We start from the raw sequence: 25606 nt of genomic DNA, 5'->3' as shown, positions 1-25606 counted from the left end.
AAGAGGCATGACCGCCAAGATCATCGACGGAAAAGTCATCGCCGCAGAACTGCGTGCGCGCGTCGCGGACGAGGTCGCCCGCGTCAAGCGCGAGCACAATCTGGTGCCGGGCCTTGCTGTGGTCCTGGTCGGAAGCGATCCGGCGAGCGAGGTCTATGTCCGCTCGAAACACACCCAGACCCAGGCTGCCGGCATGGCGTCGTTCGAGCACAAGCTGGCGGCCGACGTCTCGCAAGCAGATCTCCTGGCGCTGGTCGCAAAACTCAACCGCGATCCCGCCGTGCACGGCATTCTGGTGCAACTGCCGCTGCCCAAGGGCCTCAACACCGAGACCGTCGTCAATGCCATCGATCCCGCCAAGGATGTCGATGGGCTGCATCCGAACAATGCCGGCCGCCTCGCCAGCGGTTTCGAGGCGCTGTCGCCCTGCACGCCACTCGGCTGCATTATTTTGACCAAGAGCGTGCATGCTTCGCTCGAAGGCATGAACGCCATCGTGATCGGCCGCTCCAACCTCGTCGGCCGCCCACTGGTGCAGCTGTTGCTGAACGAGAACGCCACGGTGACCATCGCACATTCGCGCTCGCGCGACCTGCCCGGGCTCGTGAAGCGCGCCGACCTCGTCTACGCCGCGGTCGGAAAGGCCGAGATGGTGCGCGGCGACTGGCTGAAGCCGGGCGCGACCGTAATCGACGTCGGCATCAACCGGATCCCGAAGGACGACGGCAAGACGCGTCTCGTCGGCGATGTTGCCTACCAGGAAGCGCTCGCAGTGGCTGGCGCCGTTACGCCGGTGCCGGGCGGCGTCGGTCAGATGACGGTCGCGTGCCTGCTGGTGAATACGCTGCGCGCCGCCTGCGCGATCGCGGGTCTGCCGAAGCCGGCGGTGTAACTCAAATTCTCGCGTCCCGCCGCAGCGCCGCGTGCAACGATGCGGTGCTGCGCTGGGACAGGACAGCTCAGGCCTTCTTCTTCTCGCGATCAATGCCTTCGAGGATCAGCTTGTGCGCATCCTCGGGGCCGCCCCAGCGCAGGATCTTCACCCACTTGCCGGGTTCGAGATCCTTGTAGTGCTCGAAGAAGTGCTGGATCTGCTGGAGCGTAATGTCCGGCAGGTCGGAATACGACTTCACCTTGTCGTAGCGCTGCGTCAGCTTCGAGGACGGCACCGCCAAAATCTTCTCGTCGCCGCCGGCTTCGTCTTCCATGAACAGCACGCCGACCGGGCGCACGCTCATGACGGCGCCGGGGATGATGGCGCGGGTGTTGATGATCAGGACGTCGCAGGGGTCGCCGTCATCGGACAGCGTGTGCGGGATGAAGCCGTAGTTACCGGGGTAACGCATCGGCGTGTAGAGGAAGCGGTCGACCACCAGCGTGCCGGCTTCCTTGTCCATCTCGTATTTGATCGGCTCACCGCCCACAGGGACTTCGATGATGACGTTGACGTCCTGTGGTACGTTTTTCCCGATCGAGACCGCATCGATACGCATTCAAGGCTCCGTTGTTGCCGAGGTTAAATCGCACCCGGCAGCGATTTTGGCGCTGTCATACGCGGGCTTGCCCCGCTGATCCATCGCGTTTTTGTGAAATAATGAATCCAGCGATCACCGGCTCAAAAGGCAGCGGTATCGACGGAAGGGAAGCGCTGCCGGCTGGACTTCAGCAGCTCAATTGGTCCAAGCGAAGGCAACCTTGTCGAGCGACTTCGGCCCGAAACGCTCCGACGAGCGCGCCACCATGCGGCCGCCCAAGGCACGGTAGAACTCGGTGGCCGGATCGTTGTCCGAGAGTGCCCACACCACCATGCTCTTCAGGCCGCTCTGCATCAGGTCGCGGCGGGCCGCGGTGAACAGGCGGCGGCCGAAGCCCAGGCCTTGGAATTCGGGACGCAGATAGAGCTCATAGACCTCGCCGTCGAAATGCAGGCTGCGGGCGCGGTTGCGACCGTAATTGGCATAGCCCGCGATCTTGTCGCCGAACACCAGCACGCTGACGCGGCTGCCCTTGCGGATCGCGCTGTCCCACCATTGCGGACCGCGGCGGTTGATCAGCTTTTCCAGCTCGGCGCCGGGAATGATGCCCTGATAGGCGGAGCGCCAGGCTTCGTCATGGGTGGACGCCACCGCGGTTGCATCTGCGGCTTTGGCCGGCCGGACCTCGATCAGGGTTGTGCTCATGGACGCAATCAAACCAAGTCGCCGCGCCAACGGCAAGACCTATCGTTAATTATGGGTTAACCTGTGGACTTTCTGCATCAGTATTTTCACCATGTTGTACCGAAAAAAGACAAGGCGCCGATTCGAATGGCACCGGAGTGCCGTGCGTCGGTGCAAAACTGCTTTGCGGCAACGAATGAACGGCAATGGCAACGCAGAAAGTCTGCCGATATTGATTCGTTCCTATTAGTGTGACGGTCGCTGTTCTCGCCTCCGGCAATTCATGCGGCTCCTCAACACCCTCGTGCTTCTGCCTCTCCTGGCCCTGCTGACTGCGCCGCCTCTGTGCGCCCAGGTCACGTTTGGCTCGTCCGGAGCGGAGGGTGATCCATTTCGCCGGCAGCAATGGCGCGTGCCATCGCCGGATACCGACATCGCCGCGCATGCTCTGCTGTTTCGCCCGCCAGGTGCCGGTCCGTTCCGGCTTGCGGTGATCGCGCATGCCTCGACGCAAAATGGCTTGCGGCGCGCGCAAATGCCACAGCCGGAATACCGCGCGCTCACCGCATTCCTCATCGCGCGCGGCTTCGCCGTGCTGGTGCCGGAACGGCTCGGCCATGGCGCGACCGGCGGCCGCTATGTCGAGGACCAGGGCGGCTGTGACGAGGCGGATTATGCGCGCTCGGGCCGCGCAACGGCCGACGCAATCTCACTCGCGCTGGAGGATTTGCGAAAGCAAGATTTTATCCGCAAGGACGCCGCGATCGTGATCGGCCATTCCGCCGGCGGTTGGGGCGCGCTGGCGCTCGCGAATGCCGATCCGAAAGCGATCTCCGCCATCATCGCCTTTGCGCCGGGACGCGGCGGCCATGCCAATGACGAGCCGAACCGGATCTGCGCGCCGCAGACGCTTCTCGCGGCAGCGGCTGAATTCGGCAAGGCCGCGCGCATCCCCGTCACGTGGCTCGTTGCCACCAATGACAGCTATTTTGCACCGGCATTCTCGAAAATGTTGGTCGACGCATTTCGCGGCAGCGGCGGCAAGGTCGATTTCCGCACCCTGCCGGCCGCCGGCGGCGAGGGCCATTGGATGATCGAAAGCGAAGCAGGCGTCAAAGCCGCGAGTGCCGAACTCGATCGCGCACTGAAGCCGGTGGCTGGCAAAAAGCCATGATGCTGTATTTCCTGGTCGCGCTCCCGATGCTGGATAATCGCTGATGCCAAAATGGCCCGACGACGACGTGATCCTGTTCGACGGCGTCTGCATCTTCTGCTCGCGCTGGGTGCGGTTCGTAGCCGCGCGCGACAAGGCGAAGCTATTTCGCTTCACGCCGATCCAGTCGGACTATGGCACCCGGCTCGCGCGCACGTTCGGCATCGATCCGGATGATCCCGATACCAATGCCGTGGTTCATGGCGGCGAGATATTCATGAAATCGGACGCTGCGCTGACGGTGCTGTCGCAACTTCCCGGCTGGGGCTGGGTGCGTGCATTGTTCGTGGTGCCAAAGCCGTTGCGGAATGCGGTTTACGGCCTCGTCGCGCGGAATCGCTATCGCATCTTCGGCAAGTACGACGCCTGCTTCGTACCTGATGCGGATTTGCGAGCGCGGGTGATTGAGTGATTTTGATTGTGCGGTGAATCTGCCATCGGTCTATAAGAAGCCAAGCTTCGGGAGCGACAAGTCCAAGGAATGTCGAAGGTAATTCTCACAACGAAAGTAACTCCCGGGTACAAAGACCTGCCTGAGGTCCGCTACCATTTTCCTCGTACCTATCTCAATCAGGTTCGGCAGGCGCTCGGCGATTATGCTCTTTATTACGAGCCCAGGCGCACGACAGTAGAGTTGTCAAGTTTCGGTGGGCGGCAATCGTACTTCGGAATCGCTCGCGTAGTGGATCTCATCGAAGACAAGGACAAAGCAGATCATTATTACGCCCTCGTAGACGACTATCTGGACTTCGATCGACCGGTGCCTTTCACCGAAGGCGGCCACTACTACGAAAGCGCTTTGAGAAAGTCAGATGGAAGTACCAACAAGGGCGCCTTCGGCCGTGCTGTTCGGCTGATCCCTGATGCTGAGTTTGATCAGATTTGGAAGGCCGGGTTCGCGCCGATTCTTGGCGAAGAGACGCTGCGCCATCAGCCGCGTCAGTTCGAAATATCAGAGCCGACTGTTCCCTTTGAGCGCCCGATCATCGAGATGACAATCTCGCGGCCATTTCGCGAGAGGTCATTCATGTACAACGTTCGTGCTGCGTACGAGAATCGATGCGCGATGACGGGACTTCGACTTATCAATGGAGGCGGTCGCCCTGAGGTTCAGGCGGCGCACATTCAGCCCGTCGCAGAGAAAGGACCGGATTCGGTTCGCAACGGGTTAGCGCTTTCCGGCACCGTACACTGGATGTTTGACCGGGGTCTCATCTCGATAGGAGATGATTACAAAATCCTAACTGCGGAAAATCACGTTCCAGACGATGCCGTGCGGCTCCTCAATAAAAGCCGTACGATTAATCTCCCAAACGACCTCGCTTTCTACCCGAACGCACTCTTTCTGAAATTTCATAGAGACAAGATATTTAAGGGCTAGCGCTTCCCAAGTGCCGCCAACACCTCTTGCGCCGCGCGCTCCCCTGAGTCCCTCGCGCCATGCGCCGTCGTGAAGAAGTTCGGCGACGTCGCTTCTCCCGCAAAGAACAACCGCCCATCTACCGGCGCGGCCAGCACGGCGCGGTCGCCGGAGTGGCCCGGCAGCGCGTGCGAATATGAGCCTCTCGCGAAGGGATCGTGGGCCCAGCGGGACTCGTAGAGCGGCTTCAGCTTTTGCCTGATGTCGTTGCCGAGAAAACCTGCGATTTCGTCGATGCTTTGCGCGGCGATAGCGCCTTCGCCGGCGTCTTCCAGCTCGCGGGCAAAGCTGCCGCCGAAAAAGCCTTCGATGCAGGGCTGGCCGAACGGGCGGATGTGGTACGTGCCCATGTCGGTGCGCATGGTGGCGCCGCGCAGGTTTCCTTCCCTGGGGAAGGCCTCGGCATCACTAAGCGCCAGCGTCACCTTGTCATCGACACCGAGCGGCAGGCCGGCCGCGGCATCGACCTTGGCGGGGAGCCGCGGGCGAAAGCGGATCGCCTCGTTGGCGATGAGATTGGTCGGCACGGTGACGATCACCTTGTCCGCGATCAGCGCGCCCTGGGATGTCTCGATGCGGATGCGCTGGCCGGAATGATCGATCAGCGTGACGTTGCAGTTCAGCGCCACCGGGCAAGGCGCGCCATAGGCCGCGATCAGGGTCCCATATCCGGCCCGCACGCGCCAATTGAAGTAGGTGTCCTCGTAGGCTTCCATGTCCAGGAGCGAGACCTGATCGAGCTCGCACCCGTTCACATAGGTCGAGACCGCGTCGATCATGGGATTCCAGCGGTTGCCGGGTTCGAGATAGCGGGAGGCGGGAGCATCCTCGCCTGCTTCCGCAGCTTCGGAGGCGCGATCGTAGAACTGATCGATCGCGCGCACGAAATCCTGGCGCAGAATTTCCGGAAACGCGTCGCCAAAGGCGCGATCGCTCCAGGGCGGCAGGTCGTTATTGAGTTCGAAATTGAGCTGCCGAGCGATCGGAACGAAGGAGTTCTTGTCGGCAGAGTGCAGCCAGCCGCAGCCGACGTCGAAGGTGACTTCGGGCGAGGCCTGTACGGTCCAGGCGCGGCCGCCGAGCCTGTTACGCGCCTCCAGCACAATCACGGAAAGGCCTGAGCCTGCCAGCGCATGCGCCGCGCCGAGGCCGGCGGCGCCCGCGCCGATGATCGCGACGTCGACTGAGGAGGGAAGGGACATAGCGGTCAATTTCATCGTCATGCCCGGGCTCGTCCCGGGCATCCACGTCATTGACACCAGTATCGAAGACGTCAATGGCCGGGACAAGCCCGGCCATGATGCATTCGTCGTGTGTCTGAGTGGCTCTTACGCCACCGCTTCCTTGGACTTTTCCGCGCGCTTGCGTTCGTTGGCGTCGAGGTGCCGCTTGCGCAGACGGATCGACTTCGGCGTGATCTCGACCAGCTCGTCGTCCTCGATATAGGCCAGCGCCTTTTCCAGGGTCATCCGGATCGGCGGCGTCAGGCGCACCGCTTCGTCCTTCGAGGTGGTTCGGATGTTGGTGAGCTGCTTGCCCTTGAGAATGTTGATCTCGAGGTCGTTCTCGCGGGTATGCTCGCCGACGATCATGCCCTTGTAGACCTTCCAGCCTGGCTCGATCATCATCGGACCACGATCTTCCAGCTTGAACATGGCGTAAGCCACCGCTTCGCCCTGATCGTTGGAGATCAGGACGCCGTTGCGGCGGCCCTGGATCTCGCCCTTGTAGGGCGCGTAGCCGTGGAACAGACGGTTCATGATCGCGGTGCCGCGCGTGTCGGTGAGCAGTTCGCCCTGATAGCCGATCAGGCCGCGGGTCGGCGCGTAGAACACCAGCCGGAGGCGGTTGCCGCCGGACGGCTTCATCTCGACCAGCTCGGACTTGCGCTCGCTCATCTTCTGCACGACGACGCCGGAATGCTCCTCGTCGACGTCGATGACGACTTCCTCAATCGGCTCCAGGGTGGCGCCGGTGGACTCGTCCTTCTGCAGCACGACGCGCGGACGCGACACCGAAAGCTCGAAGCCTTCGCGGCGCATGGTCTCGATCAGGATCGCGAGCTGCAATTCGCCGCGGCCCGAGACTTCCATCGCGTCCTTGTCGGAGGCTTCGACGACCCGCAGCGCAACGTTGCCTTCGGACTCGCGCAGCAGGCGGTCGCGGATCATGCGGCTGGTCACCTTGTCGCCTTCGGTGCCGGCGAGCGGCGAGTTGTTGACGATGAAGGACATCGACACGGTCGGCGGGTCGATCGGCTGCGCCACGAGCGGGGTCTCGACCGACGGATCGCAGAAGGTGTCGGCGACAGTGCCCTTGGTCAGGCCGGCGATCGCGACGATGTCGCCTGCATCGGCTTCTTCGAGCGGGGTGCGCTCGATGCCGCGGAAGGCGAGGATCTTGGTGATGCGGCCCTGCTCGATCATCTTGCCGTCGGCGCCCAGCACCTTCACGGCTTGGTTCGGCTTGATCGAGCCCGAGGTGATGCGGCCGGTGATGATGCGGCCGAGATAGGGGTTGGCTTCGAGAATGGTGCCGATCATGCGGAACGGGCCTTCCTCGACGGTCGGCGGCGCGACATGGCGCACGATCAGGTCGAACAGCGGCTGCATGCCGGCTTCGTGCGACCCATCCGGACTCTCGGCCATCCAGCCTTGCTTGGCCGACCCGTAGAGGATGGGGAAGTCGAGCTGTTCCTCGCTGGCGTCGAGCGCCGCGAACAGGTCGAACACCTCGTTGATGACTTCGGTCGCCCGCGCGTCGGGACGGTCAACCTTGTTGATGACGACGATCGGCTTCAGACCGACCTTGAGCGCCTTGGAGACCACGAACTTGGTCTGCGGCAGCGGGCCTTCGGCGGCGTCCACCAGCACCAGCGCGCCGTCCACCATGTTGAGGATGCGCTCGACCTCACCGCCGAAATCGGCGTGGCCGGGAGTGTCGACGATGTTGATGCGCGTGTCCTTCCACTGCACCGAGGCCGCCTTCGCCAGAATGGTGATGCCGCGCTCGCGCTCCAGATCGTTGGAGTCCATGGCGCGCTCGGTCACCTTCTGGTTCTCGCGGTAGGTGCCGGATTGCTGGAGGAGACGGTCGACGAGCGTTGTCTTGCCGTGGTCGACGTGGGCGATGATAGCGATGTTGCGAAGGTTCATGAGTGAGCTTCTTTGCGGTCGGACAATGGGTTAAGCGCGATCTCGCCGGTCAGACCGGGACCTGTTCTCGAAACAACGCTGAAAGTCTGGAAACGGGGCGCTTTCCGCCCAAAAAGGAAACCCGGTCTCTGCGACCGAGTACCCTGTGCGTTGCGGCGCAATATATGCAAAAACCGCCAAAAAACAATGTGTTCTTTGGCGGTTGGTTGATTGAATTTTGTCCGGGAATCCCCGGGGGTTATGGGGCAGGCCGGGAGAGAACTCTTCGATCGCCAGCCGTGCCCGGACGTTACCGGCTGCTTGGGGAAAGGCGACTTTGACCAGTTCGTAGCTTCTCCGACATTGCGAACCTCGACTCGGGCCCAACCGGATGGCGGTTAGCGTCCAGGGTTCCGCGATGCCCGCCGCCGCGGTTCGACCGGGATCATCGTGAACCACGATCCATAGGCATACGCCGATGTATTCTTGACAAATCCATAGGTAGCACCCTATGGATAATGATGAGCCAAACACAGGCGACTGAGCTCTTTCGAGTTTTGTCCGATCCTACCAGACGGGGCCTGTTCGAGCGGCTTTCGCGAGAGGGAGACCTGACCGTGAGCGCCCTAACCGCTGGCGCCCATGTCTCGCAGCCTTCGGTATCGGAACATCTCAAAGCCTTGCGCTCGGCCGGATTGGTCACGGACGAGCGTCATGGTCGGCAGGTGTTCTATCGCGCCCAGCCCGATGGTCTCGCGCCTCTTATCGATTGGCTTGGGCACTACGAAGGTTTCTGGCGCGAGCGCTTCAATCAAATGGAAAATTTACTGAGGGAGATGGATCAGTGACCGAAGCTGTCGCCCTGCGCTCATTGATTGTTGAGCGCACGCTGCCTTACCAACCCGACAAGGTGTGGCGTGTACTGACGCGGCCAGCTCTCATTGACCGATGGTTGATGAAGAACGACTTCGAGCTTCGCGTCGGCCACCATTTTAATTTTCGCGCTCAGCCCATCTACGGATGGAATGGCGTTACGGACTGCGAAGTTCTGGAAATCGTTCCGAACGAGCGGCTGGTCTACAGTTGGAACGCATCCGGCGAACAGGCCAAAGGCGGCCTCAAAACCATCGTGACCTGGACATTGACAGCAGTCGGCGGCGGCACAGCCGTTCGGATGGAGCAATCTGGCTTCCGGCCGGAAGACGAAGGCGGCTATCGCGCTATGGGCGGCGGTTGGCCAGGCATGCTGGCCAAAATGGAAGAGGTTGGATCCGACTTTTAGCAAACTGCTCGCGGGCATTATCGGATCGTATTTCAATTCTTCCCGCTCAACAGTTCTGGCATGGGTTCGCGGTCTTATTGAGCCAAGCTTCGGCGCGCGTATCAGCGTTTGGACCTCATGCCGAGTTGAGGTTCGCCCTCCTCGGTCGGATAGACCCCGCGCAGCACCTCCTCGAAGTGCATCTTCACGGCCTCGTTGCACATGCAGGCGCGCAGGCGGAGGCCCTCGCGGTTGCGGACCAGGATCGATCCGCGCCGTGTGTCGAGCACGCCTTCCGCCTTGAACGACTGGAGCACGCGGCTGGCATAGCTGCGGCCGACGCCGAGCAACGTCGCGAGTTGTTCGTGCGTCAGCGGCACGCTGCTCGCGTCGCCGGTCCGCTCCATCGCCGCCAGCATCCATTTGGCGGTGCGCTGCTCGATCGAGTGAATGGCGTTGCAGGCGGTGGACTGGAAGATCTGCGCCAGCATGCAATCGGCATAGCGAGCGAAGACATGGCGCAACGACGGCGAGCGCTGCTTGGCGGCCTCCAGCTTGCTGACATGAATTCGCGCAAACGGCCCGCCGAATTTCACGCAGATCCGGGTATAGGCCGGCAGATAGCCCTCGCTGACGATGCCGCCGACCGCGCCTTCGCGGCCGACCAGAATGGTCTCGACATCGCGGCCGTCCTCATTGGGAACCACAAAGGTCGCAAGCGCCGGCCCGCATGGAAAATGGACCACTTGGACGTCGTCGCCGGGGTTGTAGAGCAGTTCATTCGCCGTGGCGTTTTCGACCATGACGTGTGGTGCAAGCAGGGCGAAATCGGCCTGGCTCAGGCGCCGCAGCAGATTGTTGGTCGGCCGGCTGTCGATCTCGGTGGCGTTGCTGGTGCGCGCGTCCATCTTAAACTCCCATCCGCCTCCACATTAGCGAGTTCCGGCCAGGTCCTGTGTGCACAAGTGGACAGACCTAACAACTGCGATGTGGTGGGTTTCGTTCCGGGAACCCTCCGGCGCGCTGGGCGCAGGCGTCGTGACGCGGCTGTCCTGATCAGAGAAACCTCATGCTCCAAGTTGTGGCGATGGCACCCGCTCTTTCCGATGGTTCAGACTGTCCTGCCGATGTGCTGATCGTCGAGGACGATCCGATCATCGCAATCGACTTCGAGGATCGCCTGCTCGGATTTGGCGTGAAGAGCGTGCGCACGGTGGGATCGGTGGCGCAGGCGCTGGCCGCGATCGCGGCGCGGGCTCCCGATTTTGCGCTGCTCGACGTCGAGCTGAGCCGCGAGAAGAGCTTTGCGGTCGCCGAGCGGCTGGCGGCCCTGCAAATTCCCTTTGTCTTTGTCACCGGTTACGACGTTGAAGCACGGATCGCGCCCGATTTCGTCAAGCGGCCGCGTCTGCAAAAGCCATGCTCGAGCGAGGCGCTGGAGATCGCGCTGCGGTCGCGTGGCGCCTGAAGCTGGTCAAGCCGGTTTAGGATCAAGCGTGGTCGACCACAGCGCGACGTCGGCGCGGTCGCGCAAGGTCACCGTCATCTGGCCGGACCCGCCGTCGATCTTGACGTGACCGAAGAACTGCATGCCGGTGGACGGCGGCAGGTTCTGGTTGTCCTTGCCCGGCGCCTTGACGAAGCGCACCTCCGGCCCAAAAGTGTTATCGAGTTCGTTCGGACCGAACGTGCCCGCATGCAGCGGCCCCGAGACGAATTCCCAGAACGGCTCGAACTCCTGGAATTGCGCCTTGTTCGGATCGTAATAATGCGCGGCGGCGTAGTGCACGTCCGCGGTCAGCCACACGGTGTTCTTGATCGGCGCCATCTTGATGAAGCGCAGGATGTCGGCGATCTCGAATTCGCGGCCGCGCACCGGGCCGTCACCCTGCGCAAACGCCTCGGAGCCGCCCTTCGGCGTGTCTGACACGACGAGGCTGAGCGGCATGTCAGAGGCGATCACCTTCCAGGTCGCGCGCGAATTTAGGAGGCCGCGCTTGAGCCAGGTCATCTGGTCCGGGCCGAGGAAGTAGCTGGCCGGGCCGTAAGCGGTCTCGAGGTTGGGGCCGTTCGGGCCGCGATAGCTGCGTTCGTCGATCACAAACAATTCGAGATGCGGGCCGTAGGAGATCTGGCGATAGACCCGGCCGGGCTCGACGATGCTCTCGCGCATCGGATACATCTCGTGGAAGGCGCGGCCTGCGCGCGCCGCGAGCAGCGTGACGTCGCGCTCCTTGTAGGTCGCCGGCAGCTCCTTCGACAGCGACCAATTGTTGGTCACCTCATGGTCGTCCCACTGCACGAAGATCGGCACTTCGGCGTTGAAGGCGCGAACGTTATCGTCGGTGAAATTGTATTTGTGCGCGGCGCGGTACTCGTCCAGCGTCTCGGCGACCTTGGCCTTCTCGGGGATCGTAACGTTCTTCCAGATCTTGCCGTCGGCGAGCTTTACCTCGGACTGGATAGGACCGTCGGCATAGATGGTATCGCCGGAGTGCAGAAAGAAATCCGGACGGTGCTTGCGCATCGCCGAGAAGGTGAACATGCCGCCGTCGTCGGGATTGATGCCCCAGCCTTGTCCTGCGACGTCGCCGCCCCAGACGAAGCTGACGTCGCGGCGGTCGGCGGGCGCGGTGCGGAAGCGGCCGGTCACCGGCTCGCTTTCCACCGCGGTGTGCGAAAGGTCGCGGAAGCGGACGCGATAAAAGATGTCCTGCCCGCCCGGCAGGTTTTCGATCAGCATCTTTGCGGTGAAGTCGCTCTCGGGCAGCGCCGCGATCGGCGGCAGCGCGCGGGCATCCCTGAACGACTCCGTCGTCGCCACCTCGACCAGCATCTGCGAGGGACGGTCGGCGCGCGCCCAGACCACGCCACCGTCGACGGTGACGTCGCCAGACTGCACGCCATGGGTCACAGCCGGCCGGTCGGCCGCGCGGGAAAGATGCGGCATTGCGACCGCGCCAAGCGCGCCGGCACTGGTCGTGAGGAAACGGCGGCGTGAAAATTTGATGTTCATGGGACGGTCTCGATATCGCGTGACGCGACCGCCCAAGGCGGCCGCTACGGTGAAGTCCGACGCTATATCGAGACAATGTGACGCAGCGATTACGCGCTGCCGGCGGCCCTGAACTGCGCGCCCGCACGTTGCAGGTTCTGCGGCAGGCTGAACAGCACAGCCTTACGATCGGCGACGGCCGCATGGAACTGGTCGAGCGCGATGTTGAAGGCGGTGAGCGCGGCTTCTTCGACCGCGCCGTGATCGAAGCAGCGCAGCGTATTGCGCAGGATGTCGTCGGCCTCGGTCTGCATCTGGTCGAGGTCTTCGGTCGTCTCGCTCTTGCGTGCCGCCGCGATCATGTCGAGCAGGCGTTCACGCTGATGGTTGTTGTTGTCGCGCTCGTCCTTCTTCAAATAGCCCGCAAACCAGGCGCCGATCGAGCCCATGGCCGAGAGCGCCATCAGGGTCCACCAGATGTAATCGCTGTATTTGTCGAGGAAGGTCTTTTCCTCGCCGTCGACGAAGGCGGCCGCGCCGGGATGCACCGGGATCACCGCATCCTTGTCGGTGTCGGGCGTTTCGATCTTCGCCGCCAGCGGGAATTCAGTCACCAGTTGCTGGCGCACGGCAAAAAGCTGGCGCGTGAACGCGGCGATGTTGGTTTCGGATACGCCTTTGCGCGCCACGATGTGGTGCGAAAAGCTGATCGTCTTGACCTCGTCATCGGGGCGAACGGGTGAGCCGCCATAGGTGCCGGCCGGAATCTCCGAGGCTTCATAAACCGGATGGTTCTGCGCGATCGCATCCGCGGAATCGATCGCGAGGAAGACCGGCGTGCCGCCCTCCCTGGCAGTGGCGGCGATCGCGTCCGACGTAATCTTGCTGTTGACAGGGCCGGCCGCGAGATAGGCATCGGCCTTCTGGGCCTTGATCGCCTCGGCGGCTTCGTTGGCGGGGAACTGTATGACCTCGACCTTGGCAGGATCGACGCCGTATTGCTGGAGGATCACCTTGAGCAGATTGACGTTAGCCTGGGTGCGGCCGATCACCCCGACCCGATGGCCGGCGAGCTGCGCGATCTTGGTGATCTTCGCGCCCTTCTTCTTGCCCTTGCCGGGCACGGTCCACAGCACCACGACGTTCTTGCGCAGGGTCGCGACCGCTTGCGCGTTCTTCGGCACGTCGACGTCGCCGCGCACGATGGCGAGATCAACCTTGCTTTCCGCGAGCGCCTCGGCGCTGGCTGTGGCGCCGTCGGTCTGGATCGGCCGAAGCCGCACCTGACTCTTGTTCTGAGTGAAGGCCTGCGTCAGCGCCTGCACGACCTTGAGGTCATCGCTGTTGGCGGGACCGACCGCGATCTTCAGCGTCACCGGCCGCATCGCGAAATAATAGCCGCCGGCAAGCGCGCCCACGATCGCAAGCACGAGTGCCAGAGACACGAGCGCCGTCTTCCGCGCCGCTGATCGCGGCGAAGGCGGGGTGGGCGCTTCGGCCAGGTCCAATCCCCCGGTCATCGATCTCCCGAACGGTCGCTTGAGGTTCAGTTTCATCTTGGCCGGCGATTTACACCCGCAAGTGTAGCAAATTTCCTGTCCGGCGGGGTTACATCTCCGTCATGGTTAGCGGACGGCACAAATCCCGTATGAACCCGGGGCGCCAGCACGGTGTTAGGGTAAAGTTCCCCTGAAGGACGGAGGCGACGATGGCAGAACGGCTCGAGGCGGAGGCGCGCAGACAGGCGCTGGGCGGACTCCCTGGCTGGACCGTGGTTCAAGGACGCGACGCGATCGGGAAGACCTTTGTCTTCAAGGATTTCAACGAGGCGTTCGGCTTTATGGCACGCGTCGCGCTGGTCGCCGAAAAGATGGACCACCACCCCGAATGGCGCAACGTCTACAAGACGGTGGAGGTGGTGCTGGCGACCCATGATGCCGGCGGCGTCACCGCGCTCGACATCGAGCTCGCCAAGGCGATGAACGCCATCGCCAAGCTGACACCAGGCTGACGTCTTGCGAGGCGCTGCCGCGTCCCCATCTTGTGATCAGTACGCGATGCGGCGATCTGCCGCTCTGACGCCACCCTTGGCTGAAATGGAGTTTGTCGACCATGGCTGCCGAACACAGCGTTGGTTTCGAGCCGGCCGACCGGCTCGCGGAAGATCGCGAGAGCGTGCGCCGCCGCTTCTGGCGCAAGCTGAAGCGTGTCGCCGCGCAACTGCCATTCGCAGAGGATCTGCTCGCCGCCTATTACTGCGCCTTCGACCGGCAGACGCCGCGCCATATCCAGGCGTCGCTGCTCGGGGCGATCGCCTATTTCATCCTGCCGTTCGACTTCGTTCCCGACGTGATGCCGATCCTCGGCTTCACCGATGACGCCGCCGTGCTCGCCACCGCGATCCGCATGGTCGCCAGCCACATCACGAGCGAGCATCGCGAAGCCGCCCGCGCCGCACTGAAGCGCGGGGTGGATGAGGTGGAGGCGATCTAGGAGCCTTGTCGTAGCGTTCGCCACAAGCACGCTGTCATTCCCCGCGAAGGCGGGGAATCCAGTACGCCGCGACCGTGCGGTTCAATCATTGCCGCGTCCGGGTACTGGATCGCCCGGTCATCAAGCCGGGCGATGACGACTGAGTGTGTGGATACGAGCGCTCGCTACTTCTTCTCCGGCCCAGCTTGCGCCCGCGCCTTCTCCGCGTCCCACGCCTGGAATTGCTTGAATAGCGTCTCCCTGTCCGCGTCGGAGACTTTCGCAGCCGTGGAGCTCTGCTTCAAAAAGGCCTCGAAGCGCTTCTGCGTCACTGGCTCGACGCCGTGTTTGTCGAGCCATTGCTGCGCCACCGGCAATCGGCTCCAGCCGGACAGCGGTGCCGCGAGCGAAACCTCCCTCCATTTGGGATGGAAAGGCGGGTTCTGGAGCGCAGGGAATTTCGTGAAGAATGCGTCCACGAACAGCGCGAGCTTGCGGTAGCGCTCGGTGTTGGGCGCCCAATTATAGGCCGCGAGCACCGCCGGCACCGCGATCGTGTCGACGCTTTCGCCCTCCTTGATCAGGTTCGGATAGTCCTTTGCAGTCAGCGTCGCCGGCAGATAGTCGTTCTGGAGCGGCTTAGCATAGTCGACCTTCGCAAGATGGAAGCGGCCGTCATTGCCGAACGTCGAGACCGATTTGTACGGCTTGCCGCCGACCACGATGACGGCGTCGATCTCGCCGGCCTTCAGCTTTTCCATCGCGATGCGCTGCTCGACATAGACGAATTTTGCCTTGATCCCGAGCCGTTCGAACACGGTGAGCGCGGTGACGAAGGTGCCGCCGTTCGGCAGATCGACGCCGACAGTCTTGCCTTCGAGGTCTTTGAGCGTCGCAACCGATTTCGGTGCGATCACCTGCATCTCCTCGTTGTAGAGTTTTGTCACATAGGTGAACTGCCGCTTGATGTCCTTGGCAAAACCCTTGCGCTCGAGATAGTCGAGCGTGTCGGCCCGCACGACGCCGAGATCGACGCCTTGCAGGAACAGGATGTCGGCGACGCTCTGTACCGAGCCACGGCCGACGATCGGCAGCACGCGAATCTTGTTGCCGTCGTCGAGCACGGAGGCGAGATCGGCGCCGAACTGCACATAGGTGCCGCCGATCGTGCCTGTTATCAGCGTGACGGTGTTGGCGTTCAGCGCCTGCTTGGTCGAGCTCGAGCCGAACTGGAAGATGGCTTTCAAACTGTCCGATACTTTCGCCGGATCGTATTCGGTCTGCTCGGCGCGGGCGGTGAAGGCACAGATCGTCATGATGGCGGCAAGCGCCATTCGCAAAGTGTTACGCATGATGTCCCCTGAAGAGTTCTAGTTCTGAAACCGGGCGAGGCGCTGGCGTGCCTCCGCAGATCCGAGCGATGCAGCTCGCTGGTACCAGTCACGTGCGACCGATGCGTCGGCAATGACGCTCCGCGCGTCGCTGGCGCCAAGCACCGCGGGGTCATAGCTCTGTGCGAGCAGAAGCGCGGCCGTTGCATCCCCAGCATTGGCCGCGCGTTCGAGCAGCAAACGCGCCGATGTGATGTCGCCGATGCCGATCAGGCTCCTTGCGCGCGTCATCAGCCCCGCCAGCGTCTCGGCATCGAGTGCCCTGACGGGCTCGGGTGGTGGAAGCTGCGCCACGAGCGGCGCCGGTGCCGGCACGGGACCTTGGGTTTGCAGCGCGATCTGATAGGCGGTCGCGATCGCTTCGCGGCTTGGCATCGACGGTGCAGGGAGGGCCTGCGGGTCGGCGCTCGCCAGCATCGGGTTGGTTACGCGGGCGGGATCCTTCAGCGGGGTCTGCCGGGCGGCCGGCGGACCGACCGGTGTCGCAATTTGCTGCGGGGCTGCGTCGGTCGAGCCTCCGGCATCGCCGGCCAGCAGCCGGCGAAGGTCGGACTGAAACAACGTGACCGGGATCGCGAGGGTGGACGCCACCAGAATGGCGGCCAGAACGCGCGAGACCATCCTCGTTCTGGGACGCAAACCCGGTGGCGCGTACTCCAATGGGTCCGGTGCCCCGAGCGGATCGGACAGGAACAGCGGCATTGGATCGTCTGAAATATCGGCCCGTGCGGCGCGCGCACGGATGTAGGACCTGGCAGGCGGATGTGACGCAGATTGATCGGAGTCGAACGCCCCCGACTCCTTGGACGGACGGTATGCCGTCGTCTCCATGGTGTGATGCTCCCCATTATTACGCAACGCAGGGGCCTTCCCGGCTCCAGTCTTCTTGTTGTTGTCCAGAAGCGCCCCGCAAACTGGAACCGGTAAATCGCCGTCCGATTCAGCCCAAAAAACGACGGCGGTTTGCGCGAATTGGGAAACATTTGGGTTTGATTACGGCGAGGCGGGGGAATGCACCGCAATTTTGGCGGTGATGGTTGACGGCATTTTCACCATGGAGCGCGCACGAAAAAACCGGCGCAGCTTCAGCAGCGCCGGCTTTCGCGCGATGACGGTTGCGCATGGGGGCGACTGCGTCGCCCTGACCTCACGGATGCAAGATCACCTTGCCCATGGCCTGGCGTCCCGCGAGCACCTTCAGCGCGTCGGCAGTCTGTGCCAGCGGGAAGACGCGGTCGACATGCGAGGAGATTTTTCCTTCCGCCGTCCACTTCACGAGCTTCTCGAGATTGGCGCGGTTCTTTTCCGGGTTGAGGCGCGTCCATGCGCCCCAGAACACACCGCGGATGTCGCAGCCCTTCAGCAGTGCGAGGTTCAGTGGCATCTTCGGAATGTCGCCGGCTGCGAAGCCGATCACCAGGAAGCGGCCTTCCCAGGCGATCGAGCGCAACGCCTGCTCGGCATAGGTGCCACCAACCGGATCGAAGATGATGTCGACGCCCTTGCCGCCGGTGAGTTTTCGCAAGCCTTCCTTCAAATCTTCCTTGCCGTAGTTCAGCGTCAGCTCGGCGCCATGCGCTTTCGCGAATTCGAGCTTCTCGTCCGACGAGGCGCAGGCGATCACCTTCAGGCCCATCAGCTTGCCGAGCTCGCAGGCGGCAAGGCCGGTGCCCCCGGCGGCGCCCAGCACTGCGAGCGTCTCGCCCGGCTTCGGGCTCGCACGATCTTCCAGCGCATGCAGCGCGGTGCCGTAGATGATGATGATGCCAGCCGCGCGGTCATAGTCGAGATTGTCGGGAATCTTCACGATCGATGCCGCCGGCAGCGCGATCTTTTCGCGCGCGCCGTTGTGGCCGCAGGAGGCGACGACGCGGTCGCCGACCTTCACGTCGGTCACGCCGGGACCGACGCTCTCGATCACGCCCGCGACTTCGGCGGCCGGCGAGAACGGGAACGGCGGCTTGATCTGGTACTTGCCCTGGATCATCAGGATGTCGAAGAAGTTCAGCGCCGCCGCCTTGATCGCGATCACGGCTTCGCCGGGACCTGCCACCGGATCCGGCACGTCGGCCAGAACGAGATCGTCGGGCTGGCAATATTGCGAGCAGAGGATGGCTTTCATGGCGGCACCTTGGGCGTTTCGAGTGGAATTACAGTTTGCCCGTTTCTGCCGGATTTAGGCACGGGCGACAATCCGGTTTCTTTGTAGAATCTGCGCGCCGGCCTATCCTCCAGTCATTGTGAGCAATCCAGGCTATTTCCGCGGTACGGTTTCCGGATGGCTTGCCTTCGCTCGCAACGACGAAATAACAAGAAGGATTCAAAGGATGTTTGAAACGAGCCTGCTTAGGGACAAGCGCATCCTCGTCACCGGTGGTGGCTCGGGTCTCGGCGCGGCGATGGGGCGCCGCTTCCTTGCGCTCGGTGCGGAGCTCGTGATCTGCGGTCGCAAGCTCGATCGGCTGGAAGCGACGGCGAGCTCGATGCGCGAAGAGACCGGCGGCAAGATCACCACCGTGGCCTGCGATATCCGCGACGGCGCCGCCGTCGAGAACATGATGGATGCCATCTGGCGCGAGGCGCCGCTCGATATTCTCGTCAACAATGCCGCTGCGACCTTCATCGCGCAGAGTGAGCATCTGTCGTTCCGTGCAGCGGATGCGGTCCTCGCGCCGACGCTGCATGGCGCGATGTATTGCACGCTTGCCGCGGGCAAGCGCTGGATCGATGGCAAGCATGGCGGCGTCGTGCTCTCGATTCTCTCGACATCGGCCATCACCGGCCGCGCCTTCACCGTGCCGTCGGCGATGGCGAAGTCGGCGGTGCTGGCGATGACCAAGAGTCTTGCGGTCGAGTGGGGCCCGAAGGGCATCCGCACCGTCGCGATCGCGCCGGGACCGTTCCCGACCGCTGGTGCCTCAGGGCAGCTTCGTCCCGAGGGCCGCGACGAAGGGTGGGCCGCGCGCAACCCGATGGGGCGCGCCGGCGAGCACAGCGAGCTTGCCGACCTCGCCAGCTTTCTGGTCTCCGATCGTGCCGGCTACATCAACGGCGAGATGGTGGTGATCGACGGTGGCGCGCATTTGCGCAGCTCCGGCGCCGAGGATTTGTTGCGCTGGACCGATGCGCAATGGACGGAGCAGCGTGCGGCGCGATCCAGGGCCTAGTCACCGCGACCTTCGCTAACTGCCTTCCCAAATTGGACTTTTCCGGCTATCCCTGCCGCGGGGACAACGCGCGGCCGGGCCATCTTCCAGTCACAATATTGAGGGAACCACTCCAGCATGTGGCGGGTGCTGATTTTAGCTCTAATGACTGGCGTGGCAGCCGGTGGAATCACCGATTCCGCGCGGGCGCAGACGGCGCAACCGGCGCCCAAAACTGCACCGAAGGAGACCGCGCCGAAATTGGCTGCGCCGGCGGCCCATACGACCGGAAAGACGGCTGCAAAGCCCGAGAGCAAGCCGATGGCCCCTCCCGCGGCGGTTGCGGGCGGCGCCGAGCCAACCCTGATCGGCCAGTTCGGCACCTGGGGCGCCTATTCGGCCGCGCCCAACGGCAAAAAGGTCTGCTTCGCGCTGGCCAAGCCGTCGTCGTCGAAGACCAACCCGCCGAATCGGCCGCGCGATCCAGCCTATGCCTTCGTCTCCACCCGCCCGGCGGAGAAGGTCAACAACGAAGTCTCGGTCATGATCGGCTACGCGCTGAAGCCGGGCTCCGAATCCTCGGTCGAAGTCGGTGGCGGCGCTTTCGCCATGTACTCGCAGGGCGACGGTCTCTGGATCAAGAACGCGGCCGAGGAAGAGCGGATGGTCGAGGCCATGCGCAAATCCGCCGATCTCGTGGTCAAGGGCGTCTCAGCCAAGGGAACCGAGACAACCGACACCTTCTCGCTGAAGGGCCTCGCGCAGGCGCTTGACCGGATTTCGCAGGATTGCAGGCGTTAAGGCTGCGGGCGGTATCACGGTCGCAATCGGCGGTTCCGGTTGCTATATAGGGGCTATTCCCAAGGTACAGCCGTCATGGCCGGGCTTGTCCCGGCCATCCACGCGCTGGCTACGGGCGGATAAAGAACGTGGATGCCCGGGACAAGCCCGGCCATGACGAGACAGCAGCAATCTCAGGCAACCGATGACCGAGCCGCACAACGCAACACTGGTGGAGAAGACTCCGCTCGAAACCTATGTGCCGCCGGCGAGGCCCTCGCTCGTCGGTCTGTCGCGCACCGAGCTTGCCGATTGCCTTGGCGAGATCGGCGTCGCGCCGGCGCAGCGCAAGATGCGCGTGCAGCAGCTGTGGCATTGGCTCTATTTCCGCGGCGCCCGGAGCTTCGACGATATGACGTCGATCTCGAAGGGCATTCGGACCGATCTCGCCGAGCGCTTTACCGTCGACCGGCCCGAAGTCGTGGCGGAGCAGGTCTCCAACGACGGCACCCGCAAATGGCTGCTTCGGCTGCCGAGCGGCGACAATGTCGAGCGGGCGCATGAAGTCGAGTGCGTCTACATCCCCGAAACCGATCGCGGCACGCTGTGTGTGTCCTCCCAGGTCGGCTGCACGCTGAATTGCTCCTTCTGCCACACCGGCACGCAGCGGCTGGTGCGCAATCTCACCGCCGGCGAGATCGTGGGACAGGTGATGGTCGCGCGGGATCGTCTGAATGACTGGGCCGATCGCGAGGACGGCACGCGTCGTGTCACCAACATCGTGATGATGGGCATGGGCGAGCCGCTCTACAATTTCGAGGCGGTGCGCGATGCACTGCTCATCGTCGGCGACAATGAAGGCATCGGCATCTCCCGCCGCCGCATCACGCTGTCGACCTCGGGCGTGGTGCCGAACATCGTGCGTGCCGGTGACGAGATCGGCGTGATGCTCGCGATCTCGCTGCATGCGGTGCGTGACGAGCTGCGCAACGAGCTCGTGCCGCTCAATCGCAAATATCCGATCGCCGAGCTGCTGCAAGCCTGCCGCGATTATCCCGGCGCGTCCAACGCGCGCCGCATCACCTTCGAATATGTGATGCTCAAGGGCGTCAACGATTCGCTCGACGATGCGAAGCTGCTGGTGAAATTGCTCAAAGGCGTTCACGCCAAGATCAATCTGATCCCGTTCAATCCCTGGCCCGGCACGGCCTATGAATGTTCGGATTGGGACCAGATCGAAAAGTTCTCCGAATACATCTTCAACGCCGGCTATTCCTCGCCGGTGCGCACTCCGCGCGGCCGCGATATTCTCGCCGCTTGCGGCCAGCTCAAGTCGGAAACTGAAAAGCTCTCGGTGCGCGAACGCCAGACGCTGCGCGCCATGGCGATGACGGATTGACCTGATCATGCTCGCGCTCTCGCCTCCTCGTCATTGCGAGCGAAGCGAAGCAATCCAGAATGTCACCGCGGAAGCAGTCTGGATTGCTTCGTCGCACCAGCGCAAAATTGCTTCGCAATTTTGTCGCGGGCTCCTCGCAATGACGGTGGTTTTGGCGTCATGTCCCTGATCGGCCGCCTCATCGTCATTTTCATCGGCTTTCTCGCCGCCTGTTTCGTCGGCGGGATGATCGTCGTCGTCGCGCTGCTGTTTCCGGAATTTGCCGATCTTGGCGCCGGCCCCGTCGATCAGGGCGCGATCGACATCCTGCTCGGCTTCGGCTTCATCTTCGTCTCGGGCTTTGCGCTGGTGCCGGCGGCGGTGATCGTCGCGATCACCGAAGCGCTCTACATCCGAAGCGCGCTTGCCTACGCCGGCGGCGGTGGCATCGTCGGGCTCGCCTGCTATCTCGGCCTGATCCCCTTTCACCCCGATACGTTGCAGTTCGAGGGCGTGGTGCGGCGGCATCTGGAGATCATGACCGGTGCCGGTATTGTCGCCGGAATCGTCTATTGGCTGATCGCCGGCCGCAACGCCGGTGCCTGGCGTAATCCGCCGCCCCCGCGCACGCCGCCTCCGCCGCTGCCGGCGAATTCAAGGCCGGATTCGCGCTGACTTTCCTGGCTTCCCTCGGGGTTTCCATCCCCGCCCCACTCCGCTAAACCGCGCGCCATGAACCGGACCGGACTCTTCATCGCCCTGGCGCTGTGGCTCGTGATCGGCGTCGTTTTCGGCGTCTATCCCGAGCTCGATCTCAAGCTTGCTGCGCTGTTCTTCGACCCTGACACCAAGACGTTTCCGCTCAAGCTGAACGGCTGGGCCGGCTTCGCGCGCGATGCCGCGATGTGGGTCTCCTGGGCGTTCGTGCTGCCTCCGTTGATCGCGCTTGTGGTCAAGATGGTCCGTCCCGACCGCCCGCTGATGGTATCGGGGCGCGCGATCGTCTTCCTGCTGGTCACGATCATCCTGTCGGCCGGCATCCTGACCAATCTCACCTTCAAGACCTATTGGGGTCGGCCGCGCCCGGTGGTGGTGACGCAGTTTGCCGGCGACCAGCAATTCGTGCCGTGGTGGGATCCGCGCGGCGGCTGCGCGCGCAACTGCTCGTTCTTCTCGGGCGAGGGCGCGACCGCGTTCTGGACGCTGGCGCCGGCGGCACTGGCGCCGCCGGCGTGGCGGCCGCTCGCTTATGCCGGAGCGGTGGTGTTCGGCCTCGTGACCAGCGGGCTGCGGATGGCCTTCGGCGGCCACTTCTTCACCGATGTCTCGATCGCCGGCCTCGTGACCTTCGTCGTGATCTGGTTTGCCTTCGCGCTGATCTACCGCTGGCCGCGGACCCGGTTCTCGGACGCGGCGGTCGATGCCGCCTTGACCCGGCTGAACTGGCCCGCCTACAGGCTTCGTCAGCGCCTGTTCGGCCGCAAGACGGGCGCCGAGCCCTCAGTTTGAGCCATTAAATGGGTGCCGAGACCCGCGAAATTTGATAATCGCGCGGTCAACCCGTGAAACGACATCAGCCCTTCGAGACCGATTGGAAGCCCCATGACCACGATCCTGAAAAGCCTGCCCAAGGGTGAGAAAGTCGGTATCGCTTTTTCGGGCGGCCTCGACACCAGCGCGGCGCTGCTCTGGATGAAGCAGAAGGGCGCGCGCTGCTACGCCTATACCGCCAATCTCGGCCAGCCGGATGAAGCCGACTACAACGAGATCCCGCGCAAGGCGATGGAGTTCGGCGCCGAGAAAGCGGTGCTGGTCGATTGCCGCACGCAGCTCGTCCACGAAGGCATCGCCGCGATCCAGTCCGGCGCCTTCCACATCTCGACCGGCGGCATCACCTATTTCAACACCACGCCGCTCGGCCGCGCCGTCACCGGCACGATGCTGGTCGCGGCGATGAAGGAAGACGGCGTCAACATCTGGGGCGACGGCTCGACCTTCAAGGGCAACGACATCGAGCGCTTCTACCGCTACGGCCTTCTGACCAATCCGGGCCTGCGCATCTACAAGCCCTGGCTCGACCAGCAGTTCATCGACGAGCTCGGCGGCCGCGCCGAGATGTCGGCCTTCATGGCGGCGCAGGGCTTTGCCTACAAGATGAGCGCCGAGAAGGCGTACTCGACCGACAGCAATCTGCTCGGCGCCACGCATGAGGCCAAGGATCTCGAAAGCCTCGACAGCGGCATCAAGATCGTCAACCCGATCATGGGCGTGCCGTTCTGGCGCGACGACTGCAACGTCAAGGCCGAGAAGGTCGTGGTGCGTTTCGAGGAAGGTCAGCCGGTTGCGCTGAACGGCCAGACCTTCAGCGATCCCGTCGCGCTGTTCCTCGAAGCCAACGCGATCGGCGGCCGCCACGGCCTCGGCATGAGCGACCAGATCGAGAACCGCATCATCGAAGCCAAGAGCCGCGGCATCTATGAAGCGCCGGGCATGGCGCTGCTGCACATCGCCTATGAGCGCCTCGTCACCGGTATCCACAACGAGGACACCATCGAACAATATCGCATCAGCGGCATGCGTCTCGGCCGCCTGCTCTATCAGGGTCGCTGGTTCGATTCGCAGGCCCTGATGCTGCGCGAGACCGCGCAGCGCTGGGTCGCGCGCGCCGTCACCGGCGAGGTGGCGCTCGAGCTGCGCCGCGGCAACGACTATTCGATCCTCAACACCGAGAGCCCCAACCTCACCTATGCGCCGGAGCGGCTCAGCATGGAGAAGGTGGAGGACGCGGCGTTTACACCGGCCGACCGCATCGGTCAGCTCACCATGCGTAACCTCGACATCAACGATACCCGCGCCAAGCTGAAGCTTTACAGCGACACGGGTCTGCTCTCGGGCAGCGAAGGCTCGCAGATCTTCCGGCTGGAGAACGACAAGGGTTAGCCGGAACAGGGATTGCGATTTCGTTCGTCATTGCGAGCGAAGCGAAGCAATCCAGAATCTTTCCGCGGCGGCAGTCTGGATTGCGTCGTCGCTTCGCTCCTCGCAATGACGAAAAAAATGGCCGGGATCGCTCCCGGCCATTTTGCATTTGTGTGTCGCCTCAGCGCGGCGGCGCAGTGCCGGGCGGGGGCGGCGGCAGTGAGGCCTGGCCGCCGTTGAGCAATGGCGTGATGTTGCGGACGGTGACGCGCCGGTTGATCGCGCTCGGCTCTTGCGTCTGCTCCTTCAGGTACTGCTCGCCGTAGCCCTGCGACGTCAGGTTCTCAGCCGGCACACTGAATTGCTGGGTCAGCAATTCGGCCGCGGATTGCGCACGGCGGTCCGACAATGACAGATTGTCGACGTCGTTGCCGACCGCGTCGGTGTGACCTTCGATCAGGAAGACCACGCGCGGGTTGGCCTGGATAGCGCGGTTGAGACCGTCGGCGATCGCTTGCAGCTTCTCCGCCTGGTCCGGTGGGATGGTCCACGATCCTGTCTCGAAGTTGATCGTGTTGACGTCGATGCTCGGCATTTGCATGCGAACATTGGGGCTGTAGCGGATCTCGTCGAGCGTGTAGCGGCGATCGATCCGCTGCACCGGCGGTGCCACCATGGTCTGGTAGATCACGTCCGGCGACGCCTCCTCGGCGTCGACGATGTAGCGATCGTAGGGAATGTTGACCACCGGAGGCGGCGCGTCGACGTAGAAGCCGCCGACCGACCGCGGATCGCGGTAGCTGTTGTCGATGATGATGATCTCGCGCCCGGCTGGGTCCCTGCGGATTCGACGCAGCAATCGACCGTCCTGACCCACCACGGTGATGATCTCGCTGCCGTCGGGACGGATCACCACGGTGCGGTTATCGCCGCCGACAGTGTCGGTGCGGATGTCGCGGGCGCCATAGCGGAAGCGATAGAGATCGTTGCCGCGGACGTATGTCTGCCCACCCGGATCTCGAACGATGATGCGGTCCGGCTCGGTGTAAACGGTGCGGCCGCCTTCGACGGATTCGCGGCGCTGGTTGCGGTAGTCGGCGATGGTGGCGCCGATCACAGCACCGGCGACGACACCTGCACCGATCGCGATCGGCGTCAGATCACGCTGTGGCGGACGCGGCGGTGGAGGCAGGGGTGTGGTCGTCGTGGGCGCGGCGCGGAAGGCCGGCGCAACCGTCGGCGGAGCGTATTGCGCCCTGTTGGGCGGTGGGGTTGCGGCCGCCGAGCCGGGGACGGTGCTCGGTGCTGCGGCCCCGGGGGGAGGCGTCGGCCGGGGTG

At 63.4% G+C, this 25606-nt stretch carries 26 protein-coding genes; 15 read left to right on the top strand and 11 right to left on the bottom strand.

What is annotated here, in order from left to right; genetic code table 11:
- The first annotated feature begins 7 nt into the window (after nucleotides 1-7).
- Nucleotides 8-892 (top strand): bifunctional methylenetetrahydrofolate dehydrogenase/methenyltetrahydrofolate cyclohydrolase, encoded by an 885-nt coding sequence (locus IVA74_RS36575; protein WP_247352430.1) that lies wholly within the window; start codon nucleotides 8-10, stop codon nucleotides 890-892.
- Nucleotides 893-959: 67 nt separating this feature from the next.
- Here IVA74_RS36575 and ppa read toward each other — a convergent pair whose 3' ends face one another.
- Nucleotides 960-1493, bottom strand: a complete 534-nt coding sequence (ppa, locus tag IVA74_RS36570; RefSeq protein WP_247352428.1) for an inorganic diphosphatase — start codon at nucleotides 1491-1493, stop codon at nucleotides 960-962.
- 177 nt (nucleotides 1494-1670) lie between these two features.
- Nucleotides 1671-2180, bottom strand: coding sequence for a GNAT family N-acetyltransferase (locus IVA74_RS36565; protein ID WP_007598725.1), 510 nt, complete (start codon nucleotides 2178-2180; stop codon nucleotides 1671-1673).
- A gap of 262 nt (nucleotides 2181-2442) precedes the next feature.
- On the opposite strand from IVA74_RS36565, the gene IVA74_RS36560 reads away from it, so the two are divergent.
- From IVA74_RS36560 to IVA74_RS36550, 3 genes are all read left to right on the top strand, one after another.
- A complete protein-coding gene (locus IVA74_RS36560) occupies nucleotides 2443-3333 on the top strand; it encodes an alpha/beta fold hydrolase (protein ID WP_247352427.1) in 891 nt (296 codons plus the stop codon).
- A gap of 43 nt (nucleotides 3334-3376) precedes the next feature.
- Nucleotides 3377-3784 (top strand): DCC1-like thiol-disulfide oxidoreductase family protein, encoded by a 408-nt coding sequence (locus tag IVA74_RS36555; protein ID WP_247352425.1) that lies wholly within the window; start codon nucleotides 3377-3379, stop codon nucleotides 3782-3784.
- A 69-nt stretch (nucleotides 3785-3853) separates the two neighbouring features.
- A complete protein-coding gene (locus IVA74_RS36550; protein WP_247352423.1) occupies nucleotides 3854-4753 on the top strand; it encodes an HNH endonuclease in 900 nt (299 codons plus the stop codon).
- Here the strand turns inward: IVA74_RS36550 and IVA74_RS36545 are convergent.
- Together IVA74_RS36545 and typA are read right to left on the bottom strand one after the other, a co-directional pair.
- Entirely contained in the window at nucleotides 4750-5994 is a 1245-nt protein-coding gene (locus IVA74_RS36545; protein WP_247352884.1) for an NAD(P)/FAD-dependent oxidoreductase, read from the bottom strand. The two genes, IVA74_RS36550 and IVA74_RS36545, sit on opposite strands and share 4 nt — an antisense overlap.
- 126 nt (nucleotides 5995-6120) lie before the next feature.
- A complete protein-coding gene (typA, locus tag IVA74_RS36540; RefSeq protein WP_247352421.1) occupies nucleotides 6121-7947 on the bottom strand; it encodes a translational GTPase TypA in 1827 nt (608 codons plus the stop codon).
- A gap of 500 nt (nucleotides 7948-8447) precedes the next feature.
- Between typA and IVA74_RS36535 the strand changes: the two genes are divergently transcribed.
- Nucleotides 8448-8774 (top strand): metalloregulator ArsR/SmtB family transcription factor, encoded by a 327-nt coding sequence (locus tag IVA74_RS36535; protein WP_247352419.1) that lies wholly within the window; start codon nucleotides 8448-8450, stop codon nucleotides 8772-8774.
- Entirely contained in the window at nucleotides 8771-9208 is a 438-nt protein-coding gene (locus tag IVA74_RS36530; RefSeq protein ID WP_247352417.1) for an SRPBCC domain-containing protein, read from the top strand. Before IVA74_RS36535 ends, IVA74_RS36530 begins: the two co-directional genes overlap by 4 nt.
- A 101-nt stretch (nucleotides 9209-9309) precedes the next feature.
- On the opposite strand, the gene IVA74_RS36525 is transcribed toward IVA74_RS36530, so the two are convergent.
- A complete protein-coding gene (locus tag IVA74_RS36525) occupies nucleotides 9310-10095 on the bottom strand; it encodes a Crp/Fnr family transcriptional regulator (protein WP_247352415.1) in 786 nt (261 codons plus the stop codon).
- Nucleotides 10096-10256: 161 nt separating this feature from the next.
- On the opposite strand from IVA74_RS36525, the gene IVA74_RS36520 reads away from it, so the two are divergent.
- Complete coding sequence (locus IVA74_RS36520) at nucleotides 10257-10655, top strand: response regulator (protein ID WP_247352413.1); 399 nt, start codon at nucleotides 10257-10259, stop codon at nucleotides 10653-10655.
- Nucleotides 10656-10661: 6 nt separating this feature from the next.
- Here the strand turns inward: IVA74_RS36520 and IVA74_RS36515 are convergent, their stop codons facing one another.
- The gene (locus IVA74_RS36515) at nucleotides 10662-12203 is read right to left on the bottom strand and encodes an alkaline phosphatase D family protein (RefSeq protein WP_247352411.1); all 1542 of its coding nucleotides are present in this window, start codon (nucleotides 12201-12203) and stop codon (nucleotides 10662-10664) included.
- 89 nt (nucleotides 12204-12292) lie between these two features.
- Complete coding sequence (locus tag IVA74_RS36510) at nucleotides 12293-13738, bottom strand: TAXI family TRAP transporter solute-binding subunit (protein WP_247352410.1); 1446 nt, start codon at nucleotides 13736-13738, stop codon at nucleotides 12293-12295.
- 152 nt (nucleotides 13739-13890) lie between these two features.
- Here IVA74_RS36510 and IVA74_RS36505 point away from each other — a divergent pair, with 152 nt between their 5' ends.
- Together IVA74_RS36505 and IVA74_RS36500 are read left to right on the top strand one after the other, a co-directional pair.
- Complete coding sequence (locus IVA74_RS36505) at nucleotides 13891-14193, top strand: 4a-hydroxytetrahydrobiopterin dehydratase (protein WP_247352408.1); 303 nt, start codon at nucleotides 13891-13893, stop codon at nucleotides 14191-14193.
- Nucleotides 14194-14294: 101 nt separating this feature from the next.
- The gene (locus IVA74_RS36500) at nucleotides 14295-14675 is read left to right on the top strand and encodes a YkvA family protein (RefSeq protein ID WP_247352406.1); all 381 of its coding nucleotides are present in this window, start codon (nucleotides 14295-14297) and stop codon (nucleotides 14673-14675) included.
- A 164-nt stretch (nucleotides 14676-14839) separates the two neighbouring features.
- Here the strand turns inward: IVA74_RS36500 and IVA74_RS36495 are convergent, their stop codons facing one another.
- The 3 genes from IVA74_RS36495 to IVA74_RS36485 form a co-directional block, all read right to left on the bottom strand.
- Complete coding sequence (locus IVA74_RS36495; protein ID WP_247352404.1) at nucleotides 14840-16006, bottom strand: TAXI family TRAP transporter solute-binding subunit; 1167 nt, start codon at nucleotides 16004-16006, stop codon at nucleotides 14840-14842.
- A gap of 18 nt (nucleotides 16007-16024) precedes the next feature.
- Nucleotides 16025-16876 (bottom strand): hypothetical protein, encoded by an 852-nt coding sequence (locus IVA74_RS36490; RefSeq protein WP_247352402.1) that lies wholly within the window; start codon nucleotides 16874-16876, stop codon nucleotides 16025-16027.
- Between the two features lie 316 nt (nucleotides 16877-17192).
- The gene (locus IVA74_RS36485) at nucleotides 17193-18167 is read right to left on the bottom strand and encodes an NADPH:quinone oxidoreductase family protein (RefSeq protein WP_247352400.1); all 975 of its coding nucleotides are present in this window, start codon (nucleotides 18165-18167) and stop codon (nucleotides 17193-17195) included.
- 205 nt (nucleotides 18168-18372) lie between these two features.
- On the opposite strand from IVA74_RS36485, the gene IVA74_RS36480 reads away from it, so the two are divergent.
- The 6 genes from IVA74_RS36480 (at nucleotide 18373) to argG (ending at nucleotide 24289) form a co-directional block, all read left to right on the top strand.
- Complete coding sequence (locus IVA74_RS36480; protein WP_247352398.1) at nucleotides 18373-19212, top strand: SDR family oxidoreductase; 840 nt, start codon at nucleotides 18373-18375, stop codon at nucleotides 19210-19212.
- Between the two features lie 117 nt (nucleotides 19213-19329).
- Complete coding sequence (locus tag IVA74_RS36475) at nucleotides 19330-19992, top strand: invasion associated locus B family protein (RefSeq protein ID WP_247352397.1); 663 nt, start codon at nucleotides 19330-19332, stop codon at nucleotides 19990-19992.
- A gap of 184 nt (nucleotides 19993-20176) precedes the next feature.
- Entirely contained in the window at nucleotides 20177-21370 is a 1194-nt protein-coding gene (gene rlmN / locus IVA74_RS36470; protein ID WP_247352395.1) for a 23S rRNA (adenine(2503)-C(2))-methyltransferase RlmN, read from the top strand.
- Nucleotides 21371-21529: 159 nt separating this feature from the next.
- Entirely contained in the window at nucleotides 21530-22024 is a 495-nt protein-coding gene (locus tag IVA74_RS36465) for a hypothetical protein (RefSeq protein WP_247352392.1), read from the top strand.
- A 57-nt stretch (nucleotides 22025-22081) separates the two neighbouring features.
- The gene (locus IVA74_RS36460; protein WP_247352390.1) at nucleotides 22082-22858 is read left to right on the top strand and encodes a phosphatase PAP2 family protein; all 777 of its coding nucleotides are present in this window, start codon (nucleotides 22082-22084) and stop codon (nucleotides 22856-22858) included.
- A 93-nt stretch (nucleotides 22859-22951) separates the two neighbouring features.
- A complete protein-coding gene (gene argG, locus IVA74_RS36455; protein WP_247352388.1) occupies nucleotides 22952-24289 on the top strand; it encodes an argininosuccinate synthase in 1338 nt (445 codons plus the stop codon).
- 160 nt (nucleotides 24290-24449) lie between these two features.
- Here argG and IVA74_RS36450 read toward each other — a convergent pair.
- Nucleotides 24450-25606: OmpA family protein (locus IVA74_RS36450; RefSeq protein WP_247352386.1), on the bottom strand; the 1157-nt coding region annotated here is incomplete at its 5' end.

Origin of the sequence: Bradyrhizobium sp. 132 (genome assembly GCF_023074185.1) — a bacterium.
Classification (GTDB): domain Bacteria; phylum Pseudomonadota; class Alphaproteobacteria; order Rhizobiales; family Xanthobacteraceae; genus Bradyrhizobium.
This window is presented reverse-complemented; position numbering and strand designations above follow the sequence as displayed.